Genomic DNA, 24526 nt, shown 5'->3' on the forward strand with positions numbered 1-24526 from the left:
CTCAGGCCTTGTGACAGACAAAAGAGTAGAGCCGGCCCGGTCGATTGTCGAAACGTTCGGCCATCGACAGCAGCGAGCCGAACACAAGGCGTGACGCAAACGCGGTTCGCCACAGCGGCGCCACCGGAACCTTTTGCGTCAACCTGGTCACGATCGCCGATTTCAGGGTCTCCAGCGTATAGGGAAACAGGTTGATCGGGCTTTGCAGCGGCGCCAGCGTGTCGATCGCGGAAAAGCCAGCGGCGGTCAGCGCGCCGGTGTAACGATCGAGCAGGAAGGCATGCTCGCCCCCGTAAAGATGATGCAACGGATGCTGCGCGAGGAACTGGGGAAGGTCCGCCTCCTTGCTGATGACATGCTCGCGCGCCGCGATCAGCATGCCGCCGGGCCGCAGCACGCGAAACATCTCCCGGCATGCTCCCTCGAGATCGCGCGTGTGGTGCAGCACGGCGCGGGCGAAGACGAGATCGAACGCCGCATCGGCGAACGGCAGCCGCTCAGAAAACTCTTCGACCACCCGGATCGGCAGTTGCGTCTGCCCTGCCAGATCGCGGATCGCCGCCGCTCCCACGATCGCGCTGGGATCCGGCTCGAGCGCCGTCACGGCAAAGCCGGTTCGGGCGAGCGCGTAACTCGCGATGCCGCGGCCGGCGCCGACATCGAGCGCGGCGCCGGACCGGCCGGCCAGCAGCGAAGCGACCGCCTGCCACTCGGAACTCCGGAAATAGCGTTCGGCAGCGCCGGCCAGCGGATCGTCGTAGAATGCATCGAGCACAAGCTGGCGCTGGTCCGGCTGATTGCGCAACCAGACCACCGCGTCCTCCCAGGTGGTAAACTTGCGCTCACCGTTCATCGGGCCCAAGCTCCCTCACCAATACGGCCGGATTGCCCGCCACGATCGAAAACGCCGCGACATCCCTGGTCACGACCGCGCCGGCCGCGACGATGGCGCCCTGGCCCACCGTCACCCCGCGCAAGACCATCGCACCCGCGCCGATCCAGGCATCATCGCAGATTCTAACCGGACTCTCATCAAGCGAGATATCGTTCGGATGCCCGCGCGTGAAAATCTGCTGGACCTGTTTGTGCCGCTCGGCCGCCCGCAGCGGGTGCGTGAGATTGTCGAAGACATTCGCCGAGTGCGAGATCAGGACGCGGTTGCCGATCTCGATCGAGGCTGCCGACCAGATCCGGGTTCCTTCTCCGACGTAGCACCATTCGCCGATCTTGATTTCGCCACCATGCGCGAAGGTCAGGAGTTCGCCCAGAATGCGGCTATTGCGGCCCACGACGATCTTGTCGGAATCGCCGCGGATATTTCTGATCCTGGCATAGCGGCCGAGCGCCGCGTCCGGCTGCAGCCGGCAAGTCGCGCGACCGATCAGGCGCTGGATCAGGTAATCAAAATTCATGCCGTCAACTGCAGGCAAGCGACGGCGCGGGACGACGCCGCAAGGTCATTGCCCTGCCCTTTGCCGGTATGGATGTCGAAAACGGTCGCGTCGGCGAGCGCCTCGGCGCTCTGGCGCGACCAGCCCTGCCGCGAATAGCCGAAATAATCGACATGATGGGAGGTCGCGCCGAATGCCTCGATGATCCGCTCGATCATGGCAAGATCGAACACCTGATACCAACCGAGATTGTCGCGCTTGCCGAACGGCACCGAGATCAAGCAGGTCCCGCCGGGCTTGAGGATGCGCTTGAACTCCTTCACCGCCGGCACAAAGCCGTCGTGATCGGTCTCGGCGTCGCGCGGATCGCCGGTGTACAGCATCTGATTGTCGAGGCCGATGTGCTCGATCGTCGAAATGCTGGCGACGGTGTCGAAGACCTGATCGCCGAACATCGTCTTGCGAAGATCGCCGAACACATAGGAGTAGCCGTCATGCCAATAGCACCGCTTCTCCGGTGCCAGCGTCATGATGGTGAGATCCGCGCCGCGCAGCGGCGGCCGCTGCAGCAGGAAATCGTGGTTGAAGGTCGATCCCGCGTCCAGCATCTTGCCGACATGGTTCAATCGGGCATAGGCCCAGGGATATTCCACCACGCGCTCGTCCATCGCGACGCCGTAGCCGGGCGGAAGCTCCTTTCCTGCCTGAAGCAGGCCCGCATCGATCGCCGCGGTGATGGTATCACGCTTGACCGTCTGATAGCCCGGGCCGAACGGTCGCGGCCGCAACCTGAACAGCGGCACTGCGAGCCCGTCGGCCACCCATTTCAGCTGATGGATCAAGTCACTTGCAGACATCATCTCGGCCCGATCGCCCGCCCGCTGGCCGGCCCTGTGCACCGTCTAGAGCCTTTTCCGTTCCGATGGAATCGGAACGAGGCTCCAGATTGTTGTTTTGACGCGTTTTCATTGCGCGAACCGGCACCCACTTCGCTCGAAAACGCCCTATCACGGCCCAATCCGCGCGACGAGATCGATAAACTGCGTCCATTGCGAAGCCTTGCTGTAGGTCTCCCGCACACGGCTCCTGCCGGAGGCGGCGATCCCAGCCCATTGAGACCAATCCTGCAGGCTGCGTGAGATCGCCTCGGCGGCCCGCTCGGGAGCGTCGTACGTGCGCATCGTGACGCCGTCCTGCATCGCCTCCGGGTAGTTGCCGGCATCCGACACGAGCAGCGACCCACAACCCATCGCCTCGAAGCAGCGCATATTGCCGCGATCGTTGCCAGCCATGTCGATCGCGCCGTTGAGCACGATCTTCGCCGATCCGAACAGCTCGTAAAGGTCCCTGCCGAACAGCGGCAACCTCGCGATTCGCGCGATGACGTCGGGCCGCCGGTGCTTGCGCAGCGGCAGCAATCGACCGACCGCGCTTTCGGCAAGCCGTGTCAGCCGCGACGCATCGAGGCAGAACACGATCTTGCGATCAGCGGCCAGGGCAGCGACCTGTTCGAGCGTCCTGCCCCGCGCGCTATGATGCCGTGAATATCCACCGACAAACGCCACGTCGATCGGTCGTTCGCCGTGGCCGTACTGCTCCATGACAGGGTCGATCGCGGGAAAAAAGAGCTCGGCCCGGCACCCCTTGCTGCGCCAGGCCTCAAGGATCGAGGGGAAGTTTCCAAGCACCGCGCCATAGGCGGTGAGATCGGCATTTCCGGAGGGCGCGGCGCGCCAGCACAGCGTCTTCTTCACGCAGCCGGGAAGCTTCGCGACGAACGCGCTCGGATAGCGCACCGGATCGAGATTGTAGAACACCTCGGTTCTGTGATGCTCGATCTGCGCGAGCAGAATGGCCTCGAGCGTCGGCGCTTCCTTCATGCCCTGCTCACGCGCCCACTGGCGCTGCAGCACCTCGTCGTCGCCATTCGTGAAGAAGGCTTCCGCTGCGCCGTCGAGCACGGGCTTGAGAAAATGCGCGGCGCCAAACCGATCATGCAGGAACACGTCGCGGCGCGCATCGAAACTTGACGCCTTTGCCGCGAGCTGGTTCAGCCTCGGCAAATAGGACGGATAGAGACCGCTATTCTGGAACAGACGCATTGGTTACGCGGACCTTGCCAACATCCATTTCATGTTCAAATAAGGCCAGATCCGGCCGACACTCTTCCAATCCCAGCTCTGCGACGCCGTCAAGCGGCCGACCGCCTTTCGAAGGGGCGTTTCGTCGACGAACTCGGCAAATGCCGGAACATTCCGATCGAGCAGCTCTGCCGTCCAGCCCGCCAACGGTCCGTTCAGCCATTCCGGCATCGGCGAGTTGAAGCCTACCTTGCGGCGCGCGGTACGGATGCTTTCGGGCATCAGGTTCGCCATCGCCTGCCGTGCCACCACCTTGGTCAGGCCATCCGCCGACTTGCTCGTTTCCGGCAGCGCCATCGTGTAGGTGACCAGCCGCCAGTCCATGAACGGCATGCGCACCTCGATCCCGTGCGCCATCGAGAGCCGGTCGAAATTGCGCAGAATGGTAGGCAGCGTGGTCGAATGGAACATGCGGTAGAGCCGCCGGTTCAACGCGCCCCACGCACTCGGCAGTTCGTCATTTTCGGCGACCAGCGGCAGCGGCGCAGGGGCGGCCGCAGCGCCTCCGCGCAGGAAGTAGTGCCCCTCGCGCCTGATCATCTGTGCTCGCAGGAAGTCGATGCCGCGCTGCGCCAGCTGCGATCGTGAGGTGAGCGCGGCTGCTGCGTTCCGGATCCGGAATGCGGCCGACTGTCCCTCCTGCAGGTAGGCGCCCATCAATTCGTCCGCCCCGTGGCCGTCGAGTGACACGGTGACGTTCTGGCGCCGAAGCTCGCGATAGATCAACCACGGCGCGCTCGGCAGCCCGATATAGACGTCGTCATTGTCGTCGAGAATGCGGTCAAGGTCGGTGAGCGCGTCGGAGCGCCCGATCTCGAGAAAGCTCGGTGCCACCTCGGCCCACGCGGCCGCTTCCTCAGCCATCGGCCGCTCGTCGTTGCTGGCGCCGGGAAACGTCGCGACAAAGGCGTGTCGCCAGGCCGTCGAGTCACGCGGTCCCATGCCGGCCTTCTCATGGGTCGCCATGGCGCAGATCACCGCGGACGAATCAAAGCCGCCGGACAGGCAGGTCCCGATCGGAACGTCGCTGCGCATCCGCAGCGCGACGGAATCCTGAAACAATTCGCGAAAGCGCTCGACGCGTTCGGCCTCGGTATCCGGAATCGCCGGCAGGTGATCCACGGTCCGCCACCAGCGGCGCACCTGCACACGCCCCTGGCGCAACCACATGCAGTGGCCGCCCTGCAGGCGGCGTAGTTGCGCGAACAGGGTTCGCTCGCTGCCTTCGATCCCGAACGGGTCAAGCAACAGCCGCCGCGCCACGTCGATATCGAGCGACGTCTCAACCAGCCCGCTCCGCGCCAGCGCCCGCTGTTCGGACGCGAACACGAACCGCTCGGATGACAACGCATACAGCATCGGCTTGATGCCGAATCGATCGCGCGCCAGGAACAAATCATCCGTGGCAGTGTCGTAGATCGCCAGCGCCCACATGCCGTTGAAGCGCAGCAGCATGTCTTCGCCCCATGCCTGCCAGGCGGCAAGGATCACTTCGGTATCGGACTGGCTGCGGAAGACCGCGCCCTTTGCCTCGAGCTCGCGACGTAATTCGAGGAAGTTGTAGATCTCGCCATTGTAGACGATCACATGGCGGCCAGCGCCTGACACCATCGGCTGATAGCCGCCCTCGCCGGGATCGATGATCGCGAGCCGGCGATGGCCGAAGGCGACGTTTCGCTTGGCATTGAACCAGGTGCCCTCGCCGAACGGACCGCGATGCGCGATCAAATTGGTGAGCCGCGAGATATCGGCCGGCTCCACGGGAGCGCCGCGCAGATTGACGATGCCTGCGATGCCGCACATGTCTAGATGGCCTTGAAGGGCAGGAAGCGACTGCTGATGACGCGGAGATCCCGCCAGCACACGGCGCGATAGGGACCGAGCTGCGACATCGCGACGGCGGCAACAAAGATGGCCGCCGCCGACACGCCGTAGAGCGACACCACATACCACCATGACGGCGCGTGGTCGAATGACGCGTGGCCGAGCTGCGAACGCAGCGCCAGCGCGACGGCTACTCCCGTGCCGAGCGGGATCAATACGAAATGCAACATCCGTGACCACATACCTGAAAGCCGGAAGGTTCGCCGCAGCAACAGCACGGTGATCACCATCTGGGCGACCATCCCGACGCAGGAGCTCCAGCCGGCCGCCTGCCAGCCGAAATACGGCAACGCGACGGCGCTGGTCGCCAGCGTGAAGATACCCGTGACGAGCGAGATCAGCGCGTTGGAACTGGAGCGCCCCTGCGACAGCAGATAGAACGCAAACACGTTGGCGCTGGACCCCAATATTCCGCTGATCGCGAGTACCACCAGCACCAGCTGGGCCTCGGCGGCGACCTCGGCGCCGGTCCATCGATGCAGCAATGCGCCTGCGACCGGGATCAGGCCGCCCAGCGCGCTCGCGGCAAGCACATTGAGAATCCAGGACGAGCGAAGCAGCAGGTCGACCTTGCGATCGTCATCCTCCCTCTGCAGGGTGCTGAAGAAGGGGAACAAGATCTCGCCGATCTTCAACACGCCAATGTAGACCGCCTCCTCCAGCCGCTGCGCGACGCTGTAGAATCCGACGAATTGCGGCTGCAACAGCGCGCCGAGCAGATAGCGGTCCGCCTGCCCGGCGAACAGCGCGCCGCTTTGCGCTGCGAACTGCCAACCACCAAGCTTGACCAGCGCACGCAACGCGCAGCGATCGAGCGCCGGCCTCGCGAGCCAGTCGCTGATGGCGTGGCGCGACCAGGCGAACGCCATCACGAGATTTGTCGCAAAGCCCAAGGCCTGACAGCCGAGGAAGGTGGAGGCACGCGGCGCGTAGGGGATCAGCAACAGCATCGACATCGTCGTCACCACCGTGCCCGTGATGCTGATCGACGCGATCCGCCGATAGTCCTGACGCGCCGTGAACAGCGAGAGGAAGACGGCGAACAGGCATTGGAACAGCCAACCGGCGCCGGCCAATGCGAAGGCGAGCCCGAGGTCGTCGGCGGCCGGGCCACCCAGATGAAATCCCAGTCGTGCGAGTGGCGCTCCGGCAAAGGCAAGCAACGCCGCGATCAGGCCGCCAAGGACGATGGCAAGCGCGAGAGCGGTCGCGAAAAATCGCCGCGCCATGTCGCGATCGGACGGTTCCAACCTTTGCGCGAGCTCGCGCGCCGTCGAAAGGCCAAGGGCATTACTGAACATCAGCGCGGGCGCGACACAGGCCGTCACCAGACCCGCAACACCGAACGCGGCGAGACCGAGCCGGAAGATCACGAACGGCAGGATCGCGAGGTTGAGCAGCACCGCGACCGCGAAGGCGGTCGCGTTCCATGCCGAGTTACCGAGCAGATGGGATGGACCCTTTTTCACCGCCATGCCCGCTTTCGGTCCATCGCTCCGATACGCCCCAAGTGCCTCTTCCGTAAGGGCAAAACCCATTCGGCATGGCGACGGGCTAGCAGCCGGCGCGGTGATTGTCGAGGGTTGGCCGACGGCGGGGAGGTGTAGGGCCAGACCAGGGCCGCAGCAAAGGCAGGAGCCGATCTCCACGGAACCATGGCTGGTTGTTTCCAGCCCTGTTTGTGATCCGGGTAACAGTTGGAAAGGCCTGCCAAATTGTCTATGGCAGATGGGCTGAAGCCCCCTGGCGGCCCGCCCAACAAGAGGTGTCTCAATGCCCTTTCCCCGCGCATCCCAAGCCCTGTCCCGTTTCACCGTGCTGGATTTGACCCGGGTCCGGTCTGGGCCGACCTGCGTGCGTCAGCTCGCCGATTGGGGCGCCAATGTCGTCAAGATCGATGCGCTTCTGGAGGACGGCGGTGGCGAGCAGCCGGGCGGCCCGCGCGGCGGGTCCGATTTCCAGAACCTGCATCGCAACAAGCGCGCCATGACGCTGAACCTCAAGGACCCCAAGGGGCTCGAGGTGTTCAAGCGGCTGGCCGAACAGGCTGATGTCGTGGTCGAAAACTTCCGGCCGGACGTCAAGGCCAAGCTCGGCATCGATTACGAGAGCATCCGCAAGATCAACCCGCGGATCGTCTATGGCAGCATCTCCGGGTTCGGCCAGGACGGCCCCTATCACAAGCGCCCGGGCTTCGATCAGATCGCCCAGGGCATGGGCGGCCTGATGTCGGTGACCGGCGCGCCCGGCGGCGGACCGATGCGGGTCGGCATTCCCGTCGCCGACCTCACCGCGGGCCTGTTCTGTGCGATCGGCATCCTCACCGCGCTGCTGGAACGCGACGTGTCCGGCGAAGGCCAATGGGTGCAGACCTCGCTGCTGCAGGCGCAGATCTTCATGCTGGATTTCCAGGCAGCGCGCTGGCTGATGGAAAAGGAAGTGGCCAAGCAGGCCGGCAACAACCATCCGACCTCGATCCCGACCGGCGTGTTCAAGACCTCCGACGGCTACATCAACATCGCCACGACAGGAGGGCGGATCTGGGAGCGTTGCGCGCAGGCGATCGGCGCGCCCGAGCTGATCACCGACCCCGACTACGCGACCGCGCCGGCCCGTTCAAAGAACCGCGACGCGCTGAATGCGAGGATCGGCGCGCTGACCGCGAAGAAATCGACCGAGACCTGGGTGCAGGAGCTGAACGCCGCCGGCGTGCCGTGCGGGCCGATCTACTCGATCGACCAAATGTTCGAGGATGCCCAGGTCAAGCATCTCGGCATGGCCCAGCATGTGCCCAATGACGAGAACCGGCAGATCCAGCTGGTCAGCCAGCCGGTGACGCTGTCGCGGACGCCGAGCAGGATGGCCGCCCGGCCGCCGGAGTTCGGCGAGCAGACCGAAGAACTGCTGGCCGAATTCGGCTTCGGCAAGGATGAGATCGCCGAGCTCCGTCAGCGCAAGGTGGTCTGACGGTATCAAACCACCAACGCCCTAGCGGTTCGAGGTCGCCCGATCCCGGACCGCCACTACGCCCGCACAGGCCGCAGCATTCGTCCGAGCCCGACGAACGCCTTGTCGATCACCGGCCAGAACAGCAGCACGATCGCCAGCGTCGTGATGGTGCCGACCAGGCCGTTCGACCAGAACACCTTCATGTCGCCGCCGGAGCCGATCATCGAGAGGCGGAACGCGTCCTCGGCGCGGTTGCCGAGCACCAAAGCCAGGGTGAACGGCGCGAGCGGGATCCCGATCTTCTTGAAGACATAGCCGACGACGCCGAAGCCCAGCATCAGCCAGATATCGAACATCGCATTCTGGATCGCATAAGCGCCGATCGCGCAGGAGACCACGATCATCGGCGCTACGGCCGCGAACGGCACGCGCAGGATCGAGGCGAAGATCGGCACCGTGGTCAGCACCAGCACCAGGCCGACGACATTGCCGAGATACATCGAGGCGATCAGGCCCCAGACGAAATCCTTGTGCTCGACGAACAGCAGCGGCCCCGGGTTGAGGCCCCACACCATCAGGCCGCCGAGCAGGATCGCAGCGGTCCCTGAGCCGGGAATGCCGAGCGCCAGCATCGGCAACAGCGCCGAGGTGCCTGAGGCATGCGCGGCGGTCTCCGGTGCGAACACGCCCTCGATCCGGCCCTTGCCAAAGCTCTCCTGATCCTTGGCGAAGCGCTTGGCGAGGTTGTAGCCCATGAAGGAAGCCGCGATCGCGCCGCCCGGCGTGATGCCGAGCCAGCAGCCGATCACCGACGAGCGCAGCAGCGTCACCCAGTATTTCGGCAAGTCCTTCCACACCGAGAGCACGACGCGCAGGCTGATGCCGGCGGCGTGTCCGCGCAGCGCGAGGCGCTCCTCCATCGTGAGCAGGATCTCGCTGATGCCGAACAGGCCGATGACAGCGACGAGGAAGTTGATGCCGCGCAAGAGCTCCGCGGAGCCGAACGTCATGCGCAATTGCCCGGACACCGTATCCATGCCGACGCCGGCGAGCAGCAGCCCGAGCGACATCGAGATGACAGTCTTGTGCTTGGCTTCGCGGCCGAGGCCGACGAAGGAACAGAAGGTCAGGAGATAGACGGCGAAGAATTCCGGCGGGCCGAACCTCAGCGCAAACGACGAGATCATCGGCGCCAGGAAGGTGATCAGCAACACCGCGACCAGCGAACCGACGAAGGACGAGGTGAACGCCGCGGTGAGCGCTTCGGCCGCCCTGCCCTGCTGCGCCATCGGATAGCCGTCGAAGGTGGTCGCGACCGACCAGGCTTCGCCCGGGATATTGAACAGGATCGAGGTGATGGCGCCACCGAACAGCGCGCCCCAATAGATGCACGACAGCATCACGATGGCGGAGGTCGGATCCATGGTGAAGGTCAGCGGCAGCAGGATCGCGACGCCGTTGGGGCCGCCAAGCCCGGGCAGCACGCCGACGAAGATGCCGAGCACGAGCCCGACCATCATCAACAGCAGCGTCTTCCACGTCAGCAGGACGGCAAAGCCGTGCAGCAGGAGACCGAAAGCTTCCATGGTTCGACTCGGTTCGCTAGCGGCCGAGAGCCGCTTCGAGCGGCCCCTTCGGCATGATGACGTCGAATGCGATGTCGAAGGTCACGAACATTGCGGCGGTGAAGACAAAGGCGGTGAGCAGCGACTTCCACAGCGCGATCTTGCCGACGAGGCGCATGAAGCCTGCGATCAAGAGAAAGCTCGCGACATAGAGGCCGAGATATTGGGTGGCGAGGCAGAACAGCAATGTCGGCACGAACACCGCCATCACCCGGCGAAGCTGGGCGCGGGTGACAAAGGTCTCGGCAGCCTCCTGGCGCGAAAGAAAGGCCGCGCCGAGGCCATAGAGGCTGGCGCCGCCGAGAATGACCGAGAGGTAGAACGGAAAATAGCCCGGCTGCGGACCGGTCGAGTCCCACGACGCGCCGGTGCGCCAATTGTCCCAGCCGAGCACCACGGCGAGCGCAAGCAACAGCAGCGACACGACGACGTCGACGACGCCGGTGCTGACGACCGCCGGCGAATTATCTTCAGGTGCGGTCGGATCGTCGACGACGATCTCAAGTTCGGTATTGGACATGGGTGAGACGGTCTGGCTTGCGAGGGCAACGATTGGGATAGCGTGCTGATGCAACCACCGTCAATGCAGCCTTCAGCTAAACAGTGGAACGTTCGGGAAAGGCGCTCGCAAGTGCAGCACGCTCCGGCTTGAGCACGCCGCGCTCGGTGATCAATCCGGTCACAAGCCGCGCCGGCGTCACGTCGAAGCCGAAATTGGCAACCGACGAGCCGTCCGGAACCACGCGAACGGTCTCGATTCGTCCATCCGCTGTCCGCCCGGTGAGATGCGTCACCTCGGCAGCCGCGCGCTGCTCGATCGGAATCTGCCTGACACCGTCATCGATACTAAAGTCGATGGTCGGCGACGGCAGCGCAACATAGAACGGCACGCTGTTGTCGCGGGCCGCGAGCGCTTTCAGATAGGTCCCGATCTTGTTGCAGACGTCGCCATTGGCGGCGACGCGATCGGTCCCGACGATCGCGAGATCGACCATGCGATGCTGCATCAGATGGCCGCCGGTGTTGTCGGGGATCACGGTGTGCGGCACGCCGTGGTGACCGAGTTCCCAGGCGGTGAGCGAAGCGCCCTGATTGCGCGGACGCGTCTCGTCGACCCAGACGTGGACCGGAATGCCGCGATCATGCGCCTGGTAGATCGGCGATGTCGCCGTTCCCCAATCCACGGTTGCAAGCCAGCCGGCGTTGCAATGCGTCAGGACGTTCACCACCTCGCCCGGCCTCTTGGTCGCGGCGATCGTCTCGATCAGGCCGAGCCCGTGACGGCCGATCTCGCGGTTGATCTCGACATCCTCATCGGCGATCTCGCGCGCGCGGGCATAGGCCGCCTCGGCGCGGGCCGAAGCCGCGAGCGGCGCCAGCGCGCGCTGCATCTCGTCAACAGCCCATTTCAGATTGACCGCGGTCGGCCGGGTCGCAAGCAGCATCTTGCCGGCGCGCTCGAGCGCCGCATCCGACGCATCGGCGCGCATCGCAAGCGCCACGCCATAGGCTGCGGTCGCGCCGATCAGCGGCGCGCCGCGGACCAGCATCGAACGGATCGCCTCGCCGGCCTCGTCCGCGGTGGTGAGTTTGGCGACGATGAATTCATGCGGCAGCCGGCGCTGATCGATCGCGCCGACCGACCAGCCGTCGGGCTCGAGCCAGATGCTGCGAAAATGTCGTCCATCGACTTTCATGCCCTACGCCCTTCGCGTCGCGCGCTCGCTAGATTACTTCTTCACGACCGTAACACCCGTCCGGCGACGGCATCGAGCTTGGCCAGCAGCTGCGGATCGCGGGCCGCGGGCGCCGTGATCAGCGCGGTGTCGAGTGCCCGATCCGAACCAACGGGACACGGCTCGTGCTCGCGCGGAAAATCCCGCGCCAAACGCGCGACCAGCGCCTTTGCCTTCTCGGCGTTCGAATTCAGCACGCGGATGATATCCTGCACCGTCACGGCATCATGCGCCGGATGCCAGCAATCGAAATCGGTGACCATCGCCACGCTGGCGTAGCAGATCTCGGCCTCGCGGGCGAGTTTGGCTTCCGGCATGTTGGTCATGCCGATCACCGAATAGCCCTGCGCCTTGTAGGTCAGGCTTTCGGCGAGCGAGGAGAACTGCGGCCCCTCCATGCAGAGGTAGGTGCCGCCGCGGGCGAAGGCGATGTCTTCGGCCTCGGCCGCGGCGGCGAGATGCCTCGCCAGCAACGGCGACACCGGATGCGCCATCGAGACATGCGCGACGCAGCCCTTGCCGAAGAACGAGCTCTCGCGCTTGTGGGTGCGATCGACGAACTGGTCGACCAACACAAAAGTACCGGGCGGCAGCTCTTCCTTGAACGAGCCGCATGCGGACAGCGCCACGAGGTCGGTGACCCCCGCCCGCTTCAGCGCATCGATATTGGCGCGATAGTTGATGTCGGACGGCGACAGCGCGTGTCCATGGCCGTGGCGCGGCAGGAACACGATCGGGAGTCCCGCCATCTCGCCGCGTCGGAGCGGCGCGGACGGCTCGCCCCAGGGGCTGGTGATCGCCTCCTCGCGAACATTTTCCAGCCCCGGCAGATCGTAGATGCCGGATCCACCGATGATCCCCAACACGGCTTTGGTCATGATCGCTCCTCACGGTCCCGCAACGGCGCCGGAGGGGTGACCGAGCCCAATCGGGCTCGCCGGACGTTCGGCCTTACTGCGGCGCAGTAATCACTGCGCCGCAGCCGCTTGCAAGGCAATTCCGGACCGCGACCGCTATTTTGCGACGAACCCTGCCGTGTTCATCAGCGACGCATTCTGCTTGTCGTCATCCTCGAGGAACTCGACCATGTCCTTGCCGGTGAGGAAGATCGGCTTCAAGGCCTGCTTCTCCATGTAGTCCTTGTATTCAGCCGTCTGCGTCACCTTCTGAAACAGGTCGACATAGAACGCCTGCTGCTCCTGCGTGACCTTGCCCGGCAGGAACATCGCGCGCAGCATCAGATACTGCACGTCGAGCCCCTCCTCCTTGCAGGTCGGGATGTCGTTCCAGGATTGCGTGTCGGTGACCTTGGTCTTGTAGGAGATGCGCTCCTTGTCGAACACGCAGAGCGCGCGAACCTGTCCGGCGCGCCAGACTTCGAGGTTCTCGCTCGGATTGTTGACGTTGGACTCGGTGTGGCCGCCGACCAGCTGGGTCGCGGCCTCGCCGCCGGACTTGTACGGAAGGTACGAGAATTTTGCGCCGGTCTTCTGCTCCATGAACACGGTCAGCACGTGATCCTCGCGCTTGGAGCCGGTGCCGCCCATCTTGAACGGCGCACTCGCCGCTTTCGCGGCATTGATGAACTCCTTCACGGTCTTCGGACCGGAGGCGTTGTCCCACAACACGAACTGGTCGAGCGCGATCACCGACACCGGGGTGAGGTCGCGCCAGTTGAACGGAATCTTGGCCGACAGCGGCAGCATGTAGATCAGCGAATAGGCGATCAGCACCTTGTTGGGATCACCTTCGCTGGACTTCATGTACATCAGCGCTTCCGCACCCGACGCGCCGCCCTTCAGCGACACCACCATCGGCTGCTTCATCAGATTGTTCTTCTGGATCGCCGCCTGCATCATGCGCGCCATCTGGTCTGACGCGCCGCCGGCACCGGCCGCGACCACGATTTCGACCGGCTTGCTCGGCTCCCAGCCGGCAAAGGCCGGCATGCTCAGCAGCAGGGCCGCGATTGCAGCCGTGGTTTTAACAATCTGTCCCACGTGTTTCTTCCCTATCTCTTTGTTCGGCTTGGCAAAACCTGCGAGGTGGCGGGCTCGCGTCATTGTGCCGAGAATGAAGGTGAGTTCAAGCCGCGAACTGCCGCATGGCCTATGACTTTGGAATGAGGTGGGTGCGTCGCTTCGCTTAGCATAACCGCTTTGCAACAGTCCCGTCATCCTGAGGAGCGCGGAACGCGCGTCTCGAAGGATCGACGGCCACCAGCCGGGCCGTGCATCCTTCGAGGCTCGCTCCGCTCGCACCTCCAGCGACAAAGGCAAAGCCTTTGCGCGGGGATGACGGGGTGAGTTTTGATTCAACTTTCAAACAGCTTGTTCACTGTCGTCACTGCGAAAGCAGGGCCCCATTACCACAGACGTTGGTCGTTGTTGACGCGAGCTGTGGCTCCAGCGTTGTCCGACAATGACCTTCGGTGGTTATGGGTCCCGGGTCGCGCGGAGCCTGTCATCGGGCGGCGCTTTGCGCCGACCCGTTGGCTTGCCCGGGACGACACCTAATTTGTAATTTGTGGGGCGATTTGCGAGTCACACATCCGCATTCTCGCGACATGATCTGTCCGAGCTTTGCTCTTCGTTCCGCCCTCTTCGAACAGAGGGCGCAGGGAAAGCCGGGTGCCGATCGCACCCATGGGCCCCGAGCAAAAGGTAGAAAGCTCGGGGGTAGGACCACAGGTGTAACCGGATACAACCCGGCTTTCCCTGCGCGATGGTTTTCGGCTTATACGTGCTCGCCCCGGTGAGACTGGGCTTTTTTGTCACCGCTTTCGCAAAAACGCTTGCGCGTTTTGCGAGAGGACACCTGCCGCTAGGGCGTCAGGTCTGCACGATTTCGCCGTCCGCGTCATGCGCACTCGTCAGTTGCGCAATCGGCGTCCACCGCATCTCGACCCACGTTCGTGACGACCGCGAAGCGCCCCTCGATCGGGCGAGACGGCTATTTCCATAGCACTGAGTTGGCCTTCGGATAAAGCGAAATATTTCTGCTTTGAGGGCTTGACCCGTCGGGCAACTCAGTGATTGAGCGCAGCCGTTACTTGCCTTTGAAGTTGGGCGCGCGCTTGTTGAGGAAGGCGTCCATGCCCTCGCGGAAATCCTCGCTCATATAGGCGCGCAGGATCAGGTCCTCGCCCTCCTCGCGCGACAGTGTGCGGCGGATGCGGCGCACCGCTTCCTTGGTCACTTCGAGCGTGATCGGCGCGTGGCCGGCGACGAGCTTCGCCGTCTCGGTGGCGCGGCGCTGCAACGTTTCCACATCGGGGACGACTTCGTTCAACAGCCCGAGCGCCAGCGCTTCGGGCGCCTCGACAAGGCGCGCCTTGAAGATCAGATCCTTGGTCCGCGCCGGACCGATCAGCGACACCAGCCGCGAGATGTTGGACATCGACAGGCAGTTGCCGAGCGTGCGCGCGATCGGGAAGCCGATCCGCGTCGCCTCGGTGCCGATCCGAATATCGCAGCAGGCGGCGATGCCGGCGCCGCCGCCGGTGCAAGCGCCGGCGATCGCCGCGATCACGGGCACGCGGCACTGCTCGAGCGTACCGAGCACGCGATCGATCCGCGCCTCATAGTCGAGCGCATCCTGCGCCGTCTTGAACGCGCGGAACTGCGAGATGTCGGTGCCCGAGGCGAACGCCTTGTCACCGGCACCGGTCATGATCAGCGCCTTGATGGAGTGATCCTGATTGATGTTCTCGCAGATCGCCGCCATCTGCTCGTACATCGCAAAGGTCAGCGCATTGCGCGCCTGCGGCCGGTTGAACGTGATGCGCGCGATCCCGTCCTCGACGGAGTAGATCAGGTCTTCGGTCGAAGTGACGGGCGCGTTCATGTCTCGCTCTTTCTGTTGTTTGCGATTCGATTTCAGGCGACGGCCTTCTAGGCCACAGCCTTGGACGCCTGCGAAGCTTCGCGTCCCTTCAGGACTTCCATCGCCGCCAGCACGCCGCCGCTGCGATGCGGCACCTTGGCCAGATCAAGGCCCATCTCGACGCCGGACAGCGTGCCCATCAGCATCAGGTCGTTGAAGTGCCCGATGTGGCCGATCCGGAACACCTTGCCCTTGACCTTGTTGAGGCCGGTGCCGAGCGACATGTCGAAATTCTCCAGCACGACCTTGCGGAAATGATCGGCGTCGTGACCGTCAGGCACCCGCACCGCGGTCAGCGCCGGCGAGTGCGCGCCCTGCTCCTGGCACTGCGTCTCGAGGCCCCAGACCTTGATCGCGGCACGTGTCGCCTCGCTGTGGCGCTTGTGGCGGGCGAAGACGTTCTCGAGCCCCTCTTCCTCCAGCATCTTCACGGCCTCGCGCAGGCCGAACAGGAGGTTGGTCGCCGGCGTATACGGCCAGGTGCCGGCCTTGTTGATGTTGATGACTTCCTGCCAGTCCCAATAGGAGCGCATGCCCGGATTGGCCTTGGCCACGGCGAGCGCCTTCTCCGACACGGCGTTGAAGCCGAGGCCGGGCGGCAGCATCAGCCCCTTCTGGGAGCCGGCGATGGAGACATCGATGCCCCATGCATCATGCTCATATTCCAGCGAGCCGAGGCCGGAGATGGTGTCGACCATCAAGAGCGCCGGATGCTTCAGCGTGTCGAGGATCTTGCGGACGTCGCGCGGATAGGTGACGCAGGCGGTCGAGGTCTCGTTATGGACGACGCAGACCGCCTTGATCTTATGCGCCTTGTCGGCGGACAGCCTGGCCTCGATCTGCTCGAGGTCGGCGCCGTGGCGCCAGTCGCCCGCGATGAAATCGACGTCGAGCTTGAACTTGTCGGCAATGCCATGCCACAGCACGGCGAACTGGCCGGTCTCGCACATCAGAACCTTGTCGCCGGGCTGCAGCGTGTTGACGATCGCGGCCTCCCAGGCGCCGGTCCCCGACGACGGGTAGATGATCACGGGCTGCTTGGTGCGGAACACACGCTGCATCGCAGAAAGCACGGCAAAACCGATCTCGGCAAACTCGGGACCGCGATGGTCCATGGTCGGCATATCCATGGCCCGCAGCACCCGGTCCGGCACGTTGGTCGGTCCCGGAATCTGCAGAAAATGCCTTCCAGTATGCACGGTCATGAGCGTCTTTCCCGGTCTCGTCTTGGTCGTGGTGAGCCGCTCGCATATCACTATTCGCCGGGTTTGTCCTAGGCCCGGCGGGGGTCCGTCATGCATATCTGACGGCGCTCCGCCGGGGCCGCGTGAGCTCACGCCAAGCAACTGGCTCTGCTTCACCTCGCCCCGCGTGCGGGGAGAGGCATAGGCCGCCTTCGGCGGCCGTTCTCAAGAACGCCGAAGCAGAGCTTCGGCTATGACGCATCGCAAGATGCGTTCCGGGTGAGGGGGAGCCTCCGCAAGCGCAACTATCACCGCATCTGCGGAGATAGCCCCTCACCCCAACCCTCTCCCCGTAAGAACGGGGCGAGGGAGCCTACTTCCGTTGCGGCCGCCATTCAGCCTCGTTGCTATTCAGCGGCCACCACCTTGCCCGGCGCCACCAGTTCGCCGGTCTCCTCGAACGGCCGCTCGGGGTGCATCAGGAACGCCGAGAAGCCGCCGACCAGCAGAAGGCCCATCGACATCAGGAACGGCAGGTACCAGTTTCCGGTGGCGTCGATGACGAAGCCGGCGACCAGCGGCGAGACGATAGCCGCGAAAGCCGAGCCGGTGTTCATGATCCCCGCGGCGGTGCCGGAATATTTCGCCGCAATGTCCATCGGGATCGACCACATCGGCCCGATCACGAGCTCGGCACAGAAGAAGCCGGCCGACAGGCAGAGCGCCACCACCGTGATGTCGTGAACGAACAGGATCGGCATCAGCGACAGCAGTGCGCCGGCGAAGCCCACGACCGTCACGCTGAGTCGCGCCAGCCGCACATTGCCGGTGCGCTCAAGGATGCGGTCGGAGATAACGCCGCCGATGCTGTCGCCGATCACGCCGGCAAAGAACACGCCGGATGCGAACAGCGCCGAATTCTTCAGATCGAGGCTGTAGTTGTTCTTGAAGAACAGCGGCAGCCAGTTGAGATAGAGCCACAGGCACCAACCGTAGCAGAAGTAGGTCAGCGTCACCGGCCACATCCGCTGCAGCAGCGGTCCCCACGGCACCTTCGGCCGCTCGCCCTGCGGACGCGGCGGCAATGTCGCAAGCTCGGCCGCGGTGATCGAGCCATGGTCCCTCGGCTCGTTGCGGAAGTACCAGACCCACGCGACGCCCCAGATCAGGCTGACAACGCCGAGCACGACGAACGCGCCGCGCCAGGTCAGCCAGAGGATCAGGAGCGCGACCACCGGCGGGGTGATGGCATTGCCGAGCCGCGCGAATGAATGCGTCAGGCCTTGCGCGAAGCCGCGGCGGTTCGCCGGCGTCCAGTACTGCATCGCGCGCGTCGCGGTCGGAAACGTCGCGCCTTCGCCGAACCCCAGCGCGAAACGCGCGACGAACAGCGCGGCAAGACCATGGACAAAGCCGGTCATGATGGTCGCGGCGGCCCAGATCATGCCGCACCAGAACAAGGTCTGGCGCGGCCCGAAGCGATCGCCGACCCAGCCGCCGATCACCTGGAACAGCAGGTACGGATAGGCGAAGGCCGAGAACACCAGACCGAGCTCGGTGTTGGACAGGCCGAGCTCCTTCTGGATCTCGCCGGCCGCGGTGCCGATGTTCACCCGGTCCACATAGGTGATGAAGTACATCACGCAGAGCATGGCCAACACGACATGGGTGGCCTTGAACCGAAGCCTCATATCATCCCCTCCCCCGATCCGCGATTGTTCTGAATTCGTTGCGCTGCGGATGCCGTGGCTGCTAGAGCTACGGCTCTGATTAGTTCAGAACCGAAGCTCTAGATTTTTGTTGACGCGTTTTCTTCACGCGAACCGGCGTCCACTTCGCTCGAAAACGCTTTAAGTGCTGACACCTTCAGATGCGACGACGCGTTACGCTGGTCGCGCTGCTCGATAAGCCGCATCGCGGCCTCGACACCGCCCGGGCGATGCGGGACGCCGGCGACCGAAAGCCCCATCTCGACGCCGGTCAGCGAGCCAAGCAGCGTCAGCTCGTTGCACTCGCCGAGATGACCGATGCGGAACACCTTGCCCGCCACCTTCGACAGGCCGGCACCGAGCGACATGTTGAAATTGTCGAGCACGACCTTGCGGAACTGATCGGCATCATGGCCGGGCGGCATCATCACCGCGGTCAGCACCGGCGAGAATTCCGAGGGCTCCTGGCACAGCACCTCGAGCCCCCACTGATTGACGGCGGCGCGCGTGGCGGCGGCCAGCCGCTGATGGCGGGCGAACACGTTGTCGAGCCCCTCCTCCAGCAGCATCGCGATGGCCTCGCGCAGCCCGTAGAGCAGGTTCGTCGCGGGCGTATAGGGGAAGAAGCCGTTCGCGTTCGGCTTCAGCATTTCCTCCCAGTCGAAATAGGAGCGCGGCATCTTGTTGGTGCGCGACGCGGCGCGGGCCTTTTCCGAAATGGCGTTGAAGCCGAGGCCGGGCGGCAGCATGAAGCCCTTCTGCGAGCAGCTGACGCTGACATCGACCTTCCACTCGTCGTGCCGGTAGTCGACCGAGCCCAGCGAGGAGATGGTGTCGACCATCAAGAGCGCCGGATGCGAGGTGCTCTCGATCGCGGCCCGGATGTCCGCGATCCGGCTGGTCGCGCCGGTCGAGGTCTCGTTGTGGACGACCATTACCGCCTTGATGCTGTGCGCGGTGTCGGCGGCGAGCCTTGCTTCGATCTGGGCAGGGTCGGCGCCCCGACGCCAATCGCCGGGCATGAAATCCACCTCGATGCCGAAGCGGCCGGCCATCTGCCGCCACAGGGTGGCGAAGTGGCCGGTCTCGACCATCAGGACCTTGTCGCCGGGCGACAGCGTGTTGACGATGGCGGCTTCCCAGGCGCCGGTCCCGGACGACGGGAAGATCACCACCGGCCCCTTGGTCTGAAACACCTTCTGGGTGCCTTCGAGCACGGCCCGGCCGAGCGCGGCGAATTCAGCGCTGCGGTGGTCGATGACCGGCATGTCCATCGCGCGAAGAATGCGATCCGGGACCGGGCTCGGCCCCGGAATCTGCAGAAAATGGCGCCCTTGATGCATGAGAACCTCCCAATCGCCGGATTTCGGCTCCTCTGCGAGCTATTTTGCATTCATTTTTTGTCTTTTCAATCCAATTTTGGTATTCGATGGAGAGCATCGACGCGACCGCGCCGGCAAATTATTGTTCAGAATATGAAATCCGCGATTCCCGAAGCCGGGGTTCCGATCACCCCGCCCGCCGCCGGCAATGGCAGCGACCGCCAGGAGGCCTCGCTTCACGGCGAGATCCTGCTACGGCTCCGCGACTATGTGGTGGAAGGCAACATTCCCGAGGGCGCCCGCGTTCCAGAGCGGCAGCTCTGCGAGATGCTGGGCATTTCCAGGACGCCGCTGCGTGAAGCGCTCAAGGTGCTGGCCGCCGAGGGCCTGATCGAGCTGTTGCCCAACCGCGGCGCGCGGGTGCGCCGGCTCAGCCCGCACGACCTCGAGGAATTGTTCGACGTGATGGCCGGGCTGGAGAGCCTGGCCGGACGGCTGGCCTGCGAGATCATCACGGACGAGGAAATCGTCGCGATCGAGCGGCTGCACTACGAGATGTACGGCCATTATCTGCACCGCAACATGCACGGCTATTTCCAGACCAACCAGCAAATCCACGAGAGCATCGTTGCGGCCGCGCGCAACGAGACGCTGAAGGCCACCTACGCCAACTTCGCCGGCCGCATCCGCCGTGTCCGCTATTCCGCCAATTTCGCCCGCAAGCGGCAGCGCTGGGCCGAGGCGATGCGCGAGCACGAGGCAATCCTCGATGCGCTACGCCGGCGCGCGGCAAGCGAGCTCAGCGACATCCTGTTCCAGCACCTGCGCAACAAGCGGGCCGCCGCCATCGATCACCTCGCGGAGGGGCCGGATGGCGGCCTGGAGACGACGCCCCAGAACGACTAAAGGGGGCAGCACAAGCATGGCTGGGGGGCAGCTATCCTTGCCCATTATGAATTCATAATGTAATTCTCACGTCGAAAGAATGCATAATCCATGAGCAGCCACGGTCGCGTCATGGATCACATCGGATCTGGGATGAAGAACGCCTCCTCGCTCGAACACCGCCTGCGGTCCGAACTGACCGGCGACGTGTTTTTCGACGCCTTCAACCGCGGCCGCTACGCGACCGACGCCTCGTTCTACCAGATCATGCCGGCCGGCGTGGTGGTGCCGCGAACCGTCGACGAGGCGCTGCGGGCGCTTGCGATCGTCCGCGACGCCGGGCGGATCGTCACCCCGCGCGGCGGCGGCACCTCGCAATGCGGCCAGACCGTCAATGACGGCATCGTCGTCGATCTGTCCAAGCACCTGAACCGGATCCTCTCGCTCGACGTCGAGAATCGGACCTGCGTGGTCGAGCCCGGCATCGTGCTCGACGATCTCAACCGGCAACTCAGGAAGCACGGGCTGTGGTTTCCGGTCGACGTCTCGACCGCCTCGCGCGCCACGATCGGCGGCATGGCCGGCAACAATTCCTGCGGCGGCCGCTCGCTGCGCTATGGCACCATGCGCGACAATACGCTGTCGATGGACGCCGCGCTGGCCGACGGCACGCTGCTGCATTTCGGCGAGGTGCCGCGCGACCTGACGCGGGTCAATTCGTCCGACAGCGGACTGAAGCTGTTTCGCGACATGCTCGATCTCGGCGAGCGCGAGGCGCTCGAGATCGCGGACAAATTCCCCAAGGTGCAGCGTCGCGTCGGCGGCTATAACCTCGACGCGCTGGTGCCGCGCAACGCGCCGAACAATCTGGCGCATCTGTTGGTCGGCTCGGAAGGGACGCTGGCCTTCACGACGCAGGTCGAGCTGAAGCTGTGGCCGGTCATCCGAAACAAGGCGCTCGGCGTCTGCCATTTCGGCAGCTTCTACGAGGCGATGGACGCGGCCCAGCATCTGGTCAAGCTGCGGCCGATCGCTGTGGAGCTGGTCGATCGCACCATGATCGCGCTCGGCCGCGAGATCGCGATGTTCCAGCCGATCATCTCGGCGGCGGTGCGCGGCGATCCGGACGCCATCCTGGTGGTCGAGTTCGCCGAAGAGGACCAGGCCGACAATCTCGCGCGCCTCAAGCAGCTCGGCGAGCTGATGGCCGACCTCGGCTTCGGCTGGGACAAGCCGCAGCGCAAATGGGGCGGCGTGGTCGAGATAACAGAGCCCGCGCTGCAAACCGGCATCGCCGATTTCCGCGCGGCCGGCCTCAACGTCATGATGTCGATGAAGCAGGAGGGGAAGCCGGTCTCGTTCGTCGAGGATTGCGCGGTGCCGCTGCCGCATCTCGCCGACTACACCGAGCGGCTCAATGCCGTGTTCGCCAAGCACGGTACCCGCGGCACGATGTATGCGCATGCCTCCGAAGGCTGCCTGCATGTGCGCCCGGTGCTCAATCTCAAGCTGGAGAAGGACGTCAAGGCGATGCGCGCCATTGCCGAGGAAGCCTTCGCGATGGTGCGCGAATACAAGGGCTCGCATTCCGGCGAGCACGGCGACGGACTGGTGCGCTCGGAATTCCACGAAGCGATGTTCGGGCAGCGCATCGTGGCCGACTTCCGCGAGGTCAAGCAGCGCTTCGATCCCGGCAATACGCTCAACCCGGGCAAGATCGTCGATCCGCCCAAGATGGACGACCGTTCGCTGTTCCGCTTCGCGCCGGATTATCGCGTCGGCGAATTGAAGACGGTGCTCGACTGGTCGGCCTATCCCGGCGCCGGCGGCGGTTTCCAGGGCGCCGTCGAGATGTGCAACAACAACGGCGCCTGCCGGAAGCTCGAAGGCGGCGTGATGTGCCCGTCCTATCGTGCCACGCGTAATGAGAAGGACGTTACCCGCGGCCGCGCCAATACGCTGCGGCTGGCGATCTCGGGCCAGTTGGGTCCGGACGCGCTCGCCTCCGACGAGATGATGGAGACGCTGAAGCTCTGCGTCTCCTGCAAGGCCTGCCGCCATGAATGCCCGACCGGCGTCGACATGGCCAAGATGAAGATCGAGGTGCTGGCCGCGCGCGCGGCGACGCACGGTCTGTCGCTGCGCGACCGGCTGGTCGGCTATCTGCCGCGCTATGTCGATCTCGCCTCGCGCTTTGCCCCGATCGCGAACTGGCGCAACCGCAGCCCGCTGCTGCGCGCGCTGTTCGAGAAACTCGCCGGGATCAGCGCCAGGCGCGCGCTGCCCGAGTTTCGCCGCGACACGTTCCGGCCCGACGCCGAGGCGCTGGGTCCGGTGGATGGCCGCGAAGTGGTGCTGTTCGCCGATACGTTCAACCGCGGCTACGAGCGCGAGAATCTCGACGCCGCGGTCGAGGTGCTGGTCGCCGGCGGCTATCGCGTGTATCTGCCGAGGCCATCGGACGGCGGGCGGCCGCCGTGCTGCGGGCGAACGTTCCTGTCGGCCGGACTGGTGGAGCAGGCCCGCGCCGAACTCGACCGGCTGGTTGCGACCTACGTTCCGTTCGCGGCCCGCGGCGTGCCGATCATTGGTCTCGAGCCAAGCTGCCTTCTGACCCTGCGCGACGAGCTGCTGTCGCTGCGTTCGGATGAGGCCGCCAAGACCGTCAGCGCCCACGCGCTGCTGTTCGAGGAATTTCTGGTGCGCGAGGCCGAGGCCGGGCGCCTCGCCTTGCCGCTCGGCGCGGTCGCCGGCAAGGCCGTGGTGCACGGTCATTGCCATCAAAAGTCCTTCGGCGCGTTCAAGCCGGTGGAGAAGGTGCTGCGCCTGGTGCCGGGCCTCGACGTCCAGACCATCGAGTCGAGCTGCTGCGGCATGGCCGGCGCGTTCGGCTATGGTGCCGACACCTATCAGGCCTCGATCGAGATGGCCGAGCTGTCGCTGCTGCCCGCGGTCCGCAGCGCCGATCAGGACACGCTGATCGTGGCCGACGGGACCTCATGCCGGCATCAGATCAAGGACGGCAGCGGGCGAACGCCGCTGCATGTCGCCAGCGTATTGGCGATGAGCCTGAAACGTGCGAAATCGAATTCCGACAGATTGTTACCGACAAAGGAAGAGGCCCATGGCTGAGCTCACTCTCGAAATTGCCCGCAAGATTCTGGATGCCGCGCTGGCCAAGGGGGTCGAGAAGAAGTTCAAGCCGCTGGTCGTCACCATCCTCGACGCGCGCGGCGCGGTGAAGGTGACCGCGGCACAGGACGGCACCAGCCTGATGCGGGCCGAGATCGCCCATGGCAAGGCCTATGGCGCGCTGGCGCTCGGAATGGGATCGCGGGCGCTGTTTCAGCGCGCGCAGGAGCAGGCCTATTTCGTCGACGCCGTGAACACGCTGGCGCAGGGCCGGATGGTGCCGGTCCCCGGCGGCGTCCTGATCATGGACGGTACGACCCTGCTCGGCGCCGTCGGCGTCAGCGGCGACACCTCGGACAATGACGAGATCTGCGCCGTGGCCGGCATCGAAGCCGCCGGCCTGAAGCCCAACGCGGGCTAGTCTAGAGTGCGGTCAGTTCAGGTCGAATAGCGACCGAGACGGGACTGTGCTCCCTCGCCCCGTTCTTACGGGGAGAGGGTTGGGGTGAAGGGCAATCTCCGCGTAGACGGTGACAGCTGCGCTCGCGGAGACTCCCCCTCACCCGGAACGCCTCCCCGCACGCGGGGCGAGGTAAAGCGAAGTGCCTAAAGCGTGATGGCATTAAGTTCGATAGCCTGAATTTTTGAGGTAGTTGGCACATTCCTCGGAGGTGAAGGCGTCG

Annotated in this window: 18 protein-coding genes and 1 pseudogene; 4 read left to right on the forward strand and 15 right to left on the reverse strand. The window is 64.7% G+C overall.

Going from position 1 to position 24526, the window contains the following annotated elements; translation table 11 throughout:
* Position 1: 1 nt before the first annotated feature.
* The 6 genes from QJT82_RS36805 to QJT82_RS36830 form a co-directional block, all read right to left on the reverse strand.
* On the reverse strand, positions 2–853 hold the full coding sequence (locus QJT82_RS36805) for a class I SAM-dependent methyltransferase (RefSeq protein ID WP_028343105.1): 852 nt from the start codon (positions 851–853) through the stop codon (positions 2–4).
* Positions 843–1412, reverse strand: a complete 570-nt coding sequence (locus tag QJT82_RS36810) for an acyltransferase (protein WP_035632538.1) — start codon at positions 1410–1412, stop codon at positions 843–845. The genes QJT82_RS36805 and QJT82_RS36810 overlap by 11 nt, the downstream gene beginning before the upstream one ends.
* Complete coding sequence (locus tag QJT82_RS36815; RefSeq protein ID WP_259266163.1) at positions 1409–2248, reverse strand: class I SAM-dependent methyltransferase; 840 nt, start codon at positions 2246–2248, stop codon at positions 1409–1411. Before QJT82_RS36815 ends, QJT82_RS36810 begins: the two co-directional genes overlap by 4 nt.
* Positions 2249–2398: 150 nt before the next feature.
* Positions 2399–3493, reverse strand: a complete 1095-nt coding sequence (locus QJT82_RS36820) for a glycosyltransferase (protein WP_028343107.1) — start codon at positions 3491–3493, stop codon at positions 2399–2401.
* A gap of 3 nt (positions 3494–3496) precedes the next feature.
* Positions 3497–5335 (reverse strand): asparagine synthase (glutamine-hydrolyzing), encoded by a 1839-nt coding sequence (gene asnB / locus QJT82_RS36825; protein ID WP_028343108.1) that lies wholly within the window; start codon positions 5333–5335, stop codon positions 3497–3499.
* A 2-nt stretch (positions 5336–5337) separates the two neighbouring features.
* Positions 5338–6891, reverse strand: coding sequence for an oligosaccharide flippase family protein (locus tag QJT82_RS36830; RefSeq protein WP_028343109.1), 1554 nt, complete (start codon positions 6889–6891; stop codon positions 5338–5340).
* Positions 6892–7189: 298 nt separating this feature from the next.
* Between QJT82_RS36830 and QJT82_RS36835 the strand changes: the two genes are divergently transcribed.
* Positions 7190–8383 carry a CoA transferase gene (locus QJT82_RS36835; RefSeq protein WP_028343110.1) on the forward strand — a complete coding sequence of 398 codons (1194 nt, stop codon included), beginning with the start codon at positions 7190–7192 and terminating at the stop codon, positions 8381–8383.
* A gap of 56 nt (positions 8384–8439) precedes the next feature.
* On the opposite strand, the gene QJT82_RS36840 is transcribed toward QJT82_RS36835, so the two are convergent.
* From QJT82_RS36840 to QJT82_RS36880, 9 genes and pseudogenes are all read right to left on the reverse strand, one after another.
* On the reverse strand, positions 8440–9951 hold the full coding sequence (locus tag QJT82_RS36840) for a tripartite tricarboxylate transporter permease (RefSeq protein WP_028343111.1): 1512 nt from the start codon (positions 9949–9951) through the stop codon (positions 8440–8442).
* A gap of 16 nt (positions 9952–9967) precedes the next feature.
* Positions 9968–10510, reverse strand: a complete 543-nt coding sequence (locus QJT82_RS36845) for a tripartite tricarboxylate transporter TctB family protein (protein ID WP_028343112.1) — start codon at positions 10508–10510, stop codon at positions 9968–9970.
* 76 nt (positions 10511–10586) lie between these two features.
* Positions 10587–11687: an S-methyl-5-thioribose-1-phosphate isomerase gene (mtnA, locus tag QJT82_RS36850; protein ID WP_028343113.1), complete on the reverse strand. Its 1101-nt coding sequence runs from the start codon at positions 11685–11687 to the stop codon at positions 10587–10589.
* A 41-nt stretch (positions 11688–11728) separates the two neighbouring features.
* Positions 11729–12604, reverse strand: coding sequence for an S-methyl-5'-thioadenosine phosphorylase (locus tag QJT82_RS36855; RefSeq protein WP_028343114.1), 876 nt, complete (start codon positions 12602–12604; stop codon positions 11729–11731).
* Positions 12605–12739: 135 nt separating this feature from the next.
* On the reverse strand, positions 12740–13675 hold the full coding sequence (locus QJT82_RS36860) for a tripartite tricarboxylate transporter substrate-binding protein (protein WP_051448052.1): 936 nt from the start codon (positions 13673–13675) through the stop codon (positions 12740–12742).
* Between the two features lie 1099 nt (positions 13676–14774).
* Entirely contained in the window at positions 14775–15572 is a 798-nt protein-coding gene (locus QJT82_RS36865) for an enoyl-CoA hydratase/isomerase family protein (RefSeq protein WP_028343116.1), read from the reverse strand.
* Positions 15573–15619: 47 nt separating this feature from the next.
* Positions 15620–16816, reverse strand: a complete 1197-nt coding sequence (locus tag QJT82_RS36870; protein WP_028343117.1) for an aminotransferase class V-fold PLP-dependent enzyme — start codon at positions 16814–16816, stop codon at positions 15620–15622.
* Positions 16817–17202: 386 nt separating this feature from the next.
* Entirely contained in the window at positions 17203–18486 is a 1284-nt protein-coding gene (locus QJT82_RS36875; RefSeq protein ID WP_028343118.1) for an MFS transporter, read from the reverse strand.
* A 170-nt stretch (positions 18487–18656) separates the two neighbouring features.
* Positions 18657–19847, reverse strand: a pseudogene (locus QJT82_RS36880) (alanine--glyoxylate aminotransferase family protein); the annotation flags it as partial.
* 132 nt (positions 19848–19979) lie between these two features.
* Here QJT82_RS36880 and QJT82_RS36885 point away from each other — a divergent pair.
* The 3 genes from QJT82_RS36885 (at position 19980) to QJT82_RS36895 (ending at position 24264) form a co-directional block, all read left to right on the forward strand.
* Positions 19980–20732 (forward strand): GntR family transcriptional regulator, encoded by a 753-nt coding sequence (locus QJT82_RS36885; protein WP_028343119.1) that lies wholly within the window; start codon positions 19980–19982, stop codon positions 20730–20732.
* A 132-nt stretch (positions 20733–20864) separates the two neighbouring features.
* Positions 20865–23843 carry an FAD-binding and (Fe-S)-binding domain-containing protein gene (locus QJT82_RS36890; protein WP_028343120.1) on the forward strand — a complete coding sequence of 993 codons (2979 nt, stop codon included), beginning with the start codon at positions 20865–20867 and terminating at the stop codon, positions 23841–23843.
* On the forward strand, positions 23836–24264 hold the full coding sequence (locus QJT82_RS36895; protein WP_028343121.1) for a heme-binding protein: 429 nt from the start codon (positions 23836–23838) through the stop codon (positions 24262–24264). The genes QJT82_RS36890 and QJT82_RS36895 overlap by 8 nt, the downstream gene beginning before the upstream one ends.
* Positions 24265–24526 lie beyond the last annotated feature (262 nt).

Origin of the sequence: Bradyrhizobium sp. Mp19 (genome assembly GCF_029952935.1) — a bacterium.
GTDB classification, from domain to species: Bacteria; Pseudomonadota; Alphaproteobacteria; order Rhizobiales; family Xanthobacteraceae; genus Bradyrhizobium; species Bradyrhizobium elkanii.

What these genes read in the sequence shown, in the direction of transcription:
- QJT82_RS36805 (WP_028343105.1), bottom strand. Translation starts at nt 853, where the DNA reads ATGAACGGTGAGCGCAAGTTTACCACCTGGGAGGACGCGGTGGTCTGG.
- QJT82_RS36810 (WP_035632538.1), bottom strand. Translation starts at nt 1,412, where the DNA reads ATGAATTTTGATTACCTGATCCAGCGCCTGATCGGTCGCGCGACTTGC.
- QJT82_RS36815 (WP_259266163.1), bottom strand. Translation starts at nt 2,248, where the DNA reads ATGTCTGCAAGTGACTTGATCCATCAGCTGAAATGGGTGGCCGACGGG.
- QJT82_RS36820 (WP_028343107.1), bottom strand. Translation starts at nt 3,493, where the DNA reads ATGCGTCTGTTCCAGAATAGCGGTCTCTATCCGTCCTATTTGCCGAGG.
- asnB (WP_028343108.1), bottom strand. Translation starts at nt 5,335, where the DNA reads ATGTGCGGCATCGCAGGCATCGTCAATCTGCGCGGCGCTCCCGTGGAG.
- QJT82_RS36830 (WP_028343109.1), bottom strand. Translation starts at nt 6,891, where the DNA reads ATGGCGGTGAAAAAGGGTCCATCCCATCTGCTCGGTAACTCGGCATGG.
- QJT82_RS36835 (WP_028343110.1), top strand. Translation starts at nt 7,190, where the DNA reads ATGCCCTTTCCCCGCGCATCCCAAGCCCTGTCCCGTTTCACCGTGCTG.
- QJT82_RS36840 (WP_028343111.1), bottom strand. Translation starts at nt 9,951, where the DNA reads ATGGAAGCTTTCGGTCTCCTGCTGCACGGCTTTGCCGTCCTGCTGACG.
- QJT82_RS36845 (WP_028343112.1), bottom strand. Translation starts at nt 10,510, where the DNA reads ATGTCCAATACCGAACTTGAGATCGTCGTCGACGATCCGACCGCACCT.
- mtnA (WP_028343113.1), bottom strand. Translation starts at nt 11,687, where the DNA reads ATGAAAGTCGATGGACGACATTTTCGCAGCATCTGGCTCGAGCCCGAC.
- QJT82_RS36855 (WP_028343114.1), bottom strand. Translation starts at nt 12,604, where the DNA reads ATGACCAAAGCCGTGTTGGGGATCATCGGTGGATCCGGCATCTACGAT.
- QJT82_RS36860 (WP_051448052.1), bottom strand. Translation starts at nt 13,675, where the DNA reads ATGCCGGCCTTTGCCGGCTGGGAGCCGAGCAAGCCGGTCGAAATCGTG.
- QJT82_RS36865 (WP_028343116.1), bottom strand. Translation starts at nt 15,572, where the DNA reads ATGAACGCGCCCGTCACTTCGACCGAAGACCTGATCTACTCCGTCGAG.
- QJT82_RS36870 (WP_028343117.1), bottom strand. Translation starts at nt 16,816, where the DNA reads ATGACCGTGCATACTGGAAGGCATTTTCTGCAGATTCCGGGACCGACC.
- QJT82_RS36875 (WP_028343118.1), bottom strand. Translation starts at nt 18,486, where the DNA reads ATGAGGCTTCGGTTCAAGGCCACCCATGTCGTGTTGGCCATGCTCTGC.
- QJT82_RS36885 (WP_028343119.1), top strand. Translation starts at nt 19,980, where the DNA reads ATGAAATCCGCGATTCCCGAAGCCGGGGTTCCGATCACCCCGCCCGCC.
- QJT82_RS36890 (WP_028343120.1), top strand. Translation starts at nt 20,865, where the DNA reads ATGAAGAACGCCTCCTCGCTCGAACACCGCCTGCGGTCCGAACTGACC.
- QJT82_RS36895 (WP_028343121.1), top strand. Translation starts at nt 23,836, where the DNA reads ATGGCTGAGCTCACTCTCGAAATTGCCCGCAAGATTCTGGATGCCGCG.